General features: G+C 55.0%; 6 protein-coding genes and 1 other RNA gene. 5 read left to right on the top strand and 2 right to left on the bottom strand.

Annotation, left to right across the window (positions count from 1 at the left end; all coding sequences use genetic code 11):
• Positions 1 to 85: 85 nt before the first annotated feature.
• Positions 86 to 182: signal recognition particle sRNA small type (gene ffs / locus IBX51_RS13885), an RNA gene on the bottom strand.
• Between the two features lie 80 nt (positions 183 to 262).
• Entirely contained in the window at positions 263 to 1,024 is a 762-nt protein-coding gene (locus IBX51_RS13880; protein ID WP_291831887.1) for a 2OG-Fe(II) oxygenase, read from the bottom strand.
• Between the two features lie 108 nt (positions 1,025 to 1,132).
• Here IBX51_RS13880 and IBX51_RS13875 point away from each other — a divergent pair, with 108 nt between their 5' ends.
• The 5 genes from IBX51_RS13875 to IBX51_RS13855 all read left to right on the top strand — a co-directional run.
• The gene (locus IBX51_RS13875) at positions 1,133 to 2,053 is read left to right on the top strand and encodes a D-hexose-6-phosphate mutarotase (RefSeq protein ID WP_291831886.1); all 921 of its coding nucleotides are present in this window, start codon (positions 1,133 to 1,135) and stop codon (positions 2,051 to 2,053) included.
• Positions 2,054 to 2,089: 36 nt separating this feature from the next.
• Entirely contained in the window at positions 2,090 to 2,905 is an 816-nt protein-coding gene (locus tag IBX51_RS13870) for a lysophospholipid acyltransferase family protein (protein ID WP_291831885.1), read from the top strand.
• On the top strand, positions 2,905 to 3,852 hold the full coding sequence (locus IBX51_RS13865) for an SDR family oxidoreductase (protein ID WP_291831884.1): 948 nt from the start codon (positions 2,905 to 2,907) through the stop codon (positions 3,850 to 3,852). Before IBX51_RS13870 ends, IBX51_RS13865 begins: the two co-directional genes overlap by 1 nt.
• A gap of 99 nt (positions 3,853 to 3,951) precedes the next feature.
• Positions 3,952 to 6,087: an XrtA/PEP-CTERM system histidine kinase PrsK gene (gene prsK, locus IBX51_RS13860; RefSeq protein WP_291831883.1), complete on the top strand. Its 2,136-nt coding sequence runs from the start codon at positions 3,952 to 3,954 to the stop codon at positions 6,085 to 6,087.
• Between the two features lie 183 nt (positions 6,088 to 6,270).
• Positions 6,271 to 6,548: response regulator (locus tag IBX51_RS13855; protein WP_291831889.1), on the top strand; the 278-nt coding region annotated here is incomplete at its 3' end.

Raw genomic sequence — 6,548 nt, 5'->3', positions numbered from 1 at the left:
AGCGTGAACCAGTTCACAAAAACAACAGAGAGAACGCCAGAAAAAGGAATAGTAAAGAGAAAGCAGGGAGTCAATCTGGGGGTGACCCCATCAGCAATCCTCCGGCACACACATCCACCGCTTCGGCTGCTCCCTTCCGGGCCTGACCGGGTTGACGGTTTCATGTTGCGGAGGCACCAATGGGGCCACCATAACGACGTTCCGGGACATTTCCCCGAAAGCGGCGCGCATAGTAGCAGAAGGGTTTACGGACTACAACGCCCTATAACGGCAATGGCACTTCGTCTTGCCGGAACCAGCACACAATGCTGTGGCGGGTGCGTTTTGCGGGTAGCACCTCGTGAGGTACCTCCTCGCTCAGGAACAACACAGCTCGCCCTGCCTCCGGGCGCACCAAACCGACCGGTTGGCCACCCTCCCCAGAGCTGTACACCTGCAACTCACCGCCATCTTCCAGACCCCAGTCATCGTTCAGATAGAGCACCAGACTGATTACACGCGAGGCGCGCCCTCGAAAACTGTCCCGATGACACTTATAAAAATCGCCACTCTGATAGGTTGCGTAATGAGCTTCAAATCGCTTCAGACCGAGGAATAGCCGCTGGTTAAGGCCGTCTTTGATCTGATCCAGAAAACGGAACAGCAGAGCCTGAGGCTCACTGAAGCCTTCCAGCCAGGCAATTTTGTCACGGCGCACGCTGCGATCCTCCACCAGGCTGGCGCCACGGCCAATGCCCGCCCGATTCATCGCTTCGGTTTTGTGCAATATGGTGACTTCGTTAAGCAAGGCCGCCAGCAACCCCTCCGGCAACCGGGTACTGAGCTCCAGGCTTAACCAGGAGAAATCACTCAAGCTGTCGGCTAACGCATCAAGCCACTCTTCATCAGTCAGTCTGGCGGGCACTGCCGGGTCACACCCAGTACTCAGCGCATCGCCAACGGCTGCCGTTAACAACCCGTCTGTGCGCGCTAAAAGCGAATCTGTCAGCGCAACAATCACCGCACCGTTGTCGTGATCATCCATCAACCTGGTCTCTGAAATTTCGATCATTGTATGATCAAACTCGCCGACGCCGCAGATTTAATTTACTCTCTTGATAAGCAGATACACTTAAGGACTCCGTACCTCACCATGTCAGAAAGCAGTAACAAACCACCGGCTTCTGTTACCCCCGGGCAGTGGTCCTTCACGCGCTGGCACACCATCGGCCAGCTTGAAGCGCTTGAGGTGCGCCACCCTCTGTTTACGGCGACGCTTTTCCTGCAGGGCGCGCATCTGAGCCACTTCTCACCAAGAGATCAGAACAACTGGCTCTGGTTAAGCGAGCTAGCCAAATTTCAACCTGGCCGGGCAATCCGCGGTGGCGTGCCGATTTGCTGGCCCTGGTTCGGAGATCCCGCGAAAAACCCGCCCGAGATTCGCAAGCGCGTTCGTCATCCGAGCGCTCACGGCTTTGCTCGTATCGCCGTGTGGAGCCTCGAAGACGTTCGGGAAAGCGCCCATGAGGTCGAAATCAGCCTGTCTCTGAACGCCAACGAGGACTTCGCCGACCAGTGGGACGGTCACGCCCTGGCGTTAATCACCTTCAGCTTTTCTGTCCGTGGCTGTCAGATCGCCCTGACCACCACCAACCTGTCCAGGCAGCCGCTGGCCTTCAGCCAGGCTTTGCACACTTACCTGCCAACTGCAGACATCCATCGCAGTCGGGTGCTCGGGCTGGGCAACAGTCAGTATGTGGATACACTGCAGGACTGGGAGTATTGCACCCAGGAAGGTCCCATTTACTTTGACGGTGAAATCGACCGCATTTATGAATCTCGCGAGCCTCTCATCGTCGTCACGCCTATGGCCAAACGCAAGCTCACCGCAGTTGGCAGCGACTCCACCGTGGTCTGGAACCCGGGACCAGAGAAGGCCAAGCGGCTATCAGATTTTCCAGCCAATGGCTGGCAAAAAATGCTGTGTGTCGAAACCGCCAATGCAGCCGGAGATTACCGTGTATTAAATGAAGGCCAAAGCCACACCATGGGCGTGTTTATCGGTCGGGCCTGACAGCCCAAGAACACTAAACTGACACAGGGAGCAGGCATGGGCCTGGCATCGTTTCTCAAATCCAGATTGGTACCGGCAGAGCTCGAAGCTCAGGTAGACCGGATCCGCAAACCCATAGGCAGCCTCGGCTATGACCCATGGGGCTATAACAACGACGCCATCAAATACGGCCTTTCGGTCACTCGCCAGGTCTATGAAAGGTATTTTCGGGTGCAGGCCGATGGCGTAGATAACGTACCTGCGGAAGGCCCGGTACTGATCATCGCCAACCACTCCGGCCAACTGCCCCTGGACGGCTTACTGGTGGGTTACGCGCTTGCGTCTCGCCAGGAAAAACCGCGCATTCCAAGAGCCATGATTGAGCGCTTTTTTCCAACCGTGCCCTGGCTTGGCAATCTTCTGAATGAAATGGGTGCCGTTCTTGGCGATCCCGTCAATTGCGCCAAAATGCTGGAGAACGATGAAGCCGTGATTGTTTTCCCGGAGGGCGTACGCGGTTCAGGCAAGTTATACCGGGATCGCTACCAACTGAAACGATTTGGTAACGGATTCATGCATCTTGCCATGAAGTACAACGCAACCATTGTGCCGGTAGGCGTCGTGGGCTGCGAGGAGACCATCCCCGCTATCGCCAATATTAAACCACTCGCCAACGCGTTGGGTGTGCCCTATGTGCCGGTTGCCCTGCCCTTTATCTTCCCGGCCAAAGTGCATTTAAATTTTGGCCCACCCATGCACTTTGACAACACCGAGATTCCGGAAGACATCGTGTCTGAGCGGGTGGAAGCAGTAAAAGCAGAGATCAGCAGGCTGATTGATAAAGGACTGAGCGAACGGAAAAGGCTGTTCTGATGACCACAAAACGCAGACCGCACATTCTTGTCACTGGCGCGGCGGGCGCCCTCGCGCAGCAAGTGATCAACCAGCTCAGAGACACCTGTGATCTGGTGGCCGTGGATTTTCGCGAGCAGGTCTACCTGGGCGACGACATTCCCAGCTACTGCATCGATTTCAATAAACGGGTATTTGAAGACCTGTTCAGGCGCTATCAGTTTGATGGCGTGATCCACCTGGGGCGAATTCTTTCAAGCCAGCTCACCCGCATGCGCCGCTATAACGCCAACGTGCTGGGCACCCAGAAACTGCTCGACCTGTCGCAAAAGTATGGCATTCGCAGAATCATCGTGCTGTCCACCTACCATGTCTATGGTGCAGTGGCCTACAACCCCGCGCTGATCGACGAATCAGCTCCGCTAAAAAGCGCCGGACTGAGCGCCGATCTGGTGGACTCTGTTGAACTGGAGAATCTCGCCAACATCTATCTATGGCGATACCCGGAGCTGAACATCACCATCCTTCGACCCTGCAACATTGTGGGCCCGGGCGTTCGCAACTCCATGAGCTCTCTGCTGGGCAGCGAACGGGCACCGGTGTTGGCCGGTTTCTCTCCGATGATGCAGTTCATCCACATCGATGACATGGCAGACGCCATTGTTCTGGCCTGGCAGAAGCCAGTCAAAGGCGTGTTCAACGTCGCGCCCCAGGATTGGGTGGCCTATCAGCAGGCGCTCAAGCTGTGCGGCTGCCAGCGAATACCGCTGCCATCCATACCACCCATCATCCCGAAGGCCATATCGAAGGTGCTTAACCTGCACAGCTTTCCACCCTTTTTGTTATCTTTCTTCAAATACCCGGTCGTGATCGACGGCAGAGCATTTGCGCGAGAGTTCGACTTTACGCCCAAACGCCCCTTGAAAGAGATCTTCAGGTACTACCAGAACAATAAAAAACCGGTGTAGCCCGGCTGCCGGAATGTTTGGATTGTGATGGACGATCATGGCTGTTCGCAGCTACTCTGTATAAAATAAGTACAGAATTCAGGTTTAAGGAAAGACCTAATGCTCAGGGATCTCAGCGTAATCAGCCATGGCGCGGCGGCTGCCGTGTTTGCCGTGTTGTCGGTGATGATCGCCACCCGCTATCTGAGGCGGGATATTGACCGTGCCTTGTTTCTGGCATCCCTGGTCACCACTTTTTGGGCAGCAACCCTTGTCGCCCAGGGTATCTGGGGGCAACCCGGGTTCTTTGTCCGCTACCTGCTGGAACTGCTGCGAGACACGGCCTGGGTACTGTTGTTATTCGCGATGCTGCGTGACTCTTATCGCCACAGCAAGCTGACCAGCCAACTCAAAAAAGTGCTTGGCGTTTCCATCTTTGGTTTGCTCATCACACTGCTAACCCTTGGCAGCCTGGAATTCATTTTTGATCTAGCACTGCTGAACGGCAAAACCAAGGTCATTGGCCAGATAGCGCTGGCACTGCTGGGCTTATCACTGATCGAGCAAATCTGGCGCAACGCCCCGGGCTTTGGCCGCTCATCAATGAAATACCTGTGCATCGGCGTGGCCACCATCTTTATCTATGACTTTTTCATGTATGCAGACGCGCTGCTGTTCGGCCAAGTGGCGGATTCCTTCTGGAACGCCCGTGGATTCGTGAATGCAGCTTTAATGCCACTGTTTGCCATCAACGTTATTAACACCCGCAAACAGCCGGTAGATTTTCAACTGTCCCGCGCAGCGGTCTTTCACGCGGGCACCTTCCTGTTTGCAGGCAGCTACCTTCTGTTTCTCGCCATCGGCGGCTACTACGTTCGAGCGTTAGGCGGGGCATGGGGCGAAGCACTGCAAGTGCTGTTCGTTTCCATCTCACTGGCCTTTTTGGTCACCCTTCTGCTGTCCCGGCGAATCCGGGCCAAACTGATGGTCTTTATCAGCCAAAACTTCTTCGACTACAAATACGACTACCGGGAAGAGTGGCTGAAAATGACCCGGGAGCTGGCCAATCTGAGTGATAACCCGCCTCTACCTGAGCGGGTTATCCGCATCCTTGCCAGCCTCGTTGAAAGCAATGCCGGCGCCATCTGGCTTCGAGGTGAGCAAAAAGATTACGTTTTGAAAGCCAGTGTAAATCTGGCCATACCCAAATACACGCTGATCGATAACGATGCTGAAATCGTCCGGTTCTTTCAGGAGCGCGAATGGATTATTGATCTTGGCGAATACCGCTCAGACCCCATTCGTTACAACCTGCTGGAAATACCAGATCCGATCACCAATACCCCCGACGCATGGCTTATCATACCCATGTATCTGGGCAACGAACTCTACGGCATCGCCATGGTCGGCACGCCCTACTCCCGCGTTGATCTCAACTGGGAGAACTTTGATCTGATCAAAGTCGTGGCGCGCCAAACCTGTAACCTCCTGGCTCAGACAGATGCCCAAAACCGACTCTCCCGCGCCATGCAATTCGAGGCCGTCAGCAAAGCCTCAGCCTTCATGGTCCACGATCTGAAAACGCTGATCGCACAGCTGTCATTGCTGGTCAAAAACGCCCCCAAACACCGGTCTAACCCTGCTTTTATTGACGACATGATCGCCACCACCGACCATGCTGTCCGGAAAATGGCCAATCTGGTGGACCACATCCGCAAGCCATCCAGCCCAACCGAGTCCCAGCACAGTGCTATAAACCTGACCCAGATCGTTCGAGAACTGATCGAGCATCACGGTCACCGCGCCCCCGCCCCGGTACTTAAGGGGAACCCCGATGACATCAACGTGTGCGCCGACAAGGAACAGCTACGAAGCGTGCTGGGGCACCTGATTCAAAACGCTCAAGACGCAACGCCCGCCAACGGCGAAATATCCATCAATCTGAAAACCGCCAAAGGTAACGTCGTCATCTTTATTCAAGACACCGGTACGGGCATGACGGAGGATTTCATCCAAACCCAGTTGTTCAAGCCCTTTGAAAGCACAAAAGGACTGACGGGCATGGGCATAGGCGCGTACCAGGCCAGGGAATACATTCAGGAGCTGGACGGCAGCATCGACGTAACCAGCGAGCCAGGTGTGGGATCTTGCTTTTCCATAAGAATTCCATTGCCGAAGGCAACCCCGGCCCCCTTGGTCTCTGACTCCTTTACGCCAATATCAACAACACCCTCTTCCGAAAAAACCGTCAACTAACCGGCGCCTTGATCTATTTTTTGGATTCAGCATTGCAAAGTGTCAATGTTCAGTTAAGAATCATAGGTATGGAAATGCCGGTCGAGCCCAGTCCGGCACGCAAGAAGCACACGGACCAAAGGATTGATTGTTGTCGTGAAGCAGTTATTGATTGTAGAGGACGACCCTGGCCTGCAAAGCCAGATGAGATGGTGTTTCAGTGATGGCATCGAAGTCGCTGTTGCATCAGACCGGGAATCTGCCCTGACCGCCCTGCGACGGATGGAACCTCAAGTCGTCACACTCGACCTCGGCCTGCCCCCAGACCCCGGCGGGGCCTCAGAGGGCTTTGCCCTGTTAGAAGACATACTGCGCCTGGCACCCATGACAAAAGTGATTGTTGTGACCGGCCGCGAAGACAAAGAGAATGCCGTAAAAGCGATTGGCATGGGCGCTTCCGATTTTTACCAGAAACCTCTGGA

The sequence above is a fragment of the Marinobacter sp. genome, from assembly GCF_014859525.1.
GTDB lineage: Bacteria > Pseudomonadota > Gammaproteobacteria > Pseudomonadales > Oleiphilaceae > Marinobacter.
Note: the sequence above shows the minus strand (reverse complement) of the source record. Positions and strands in the feature narration are given on the sequence as shown.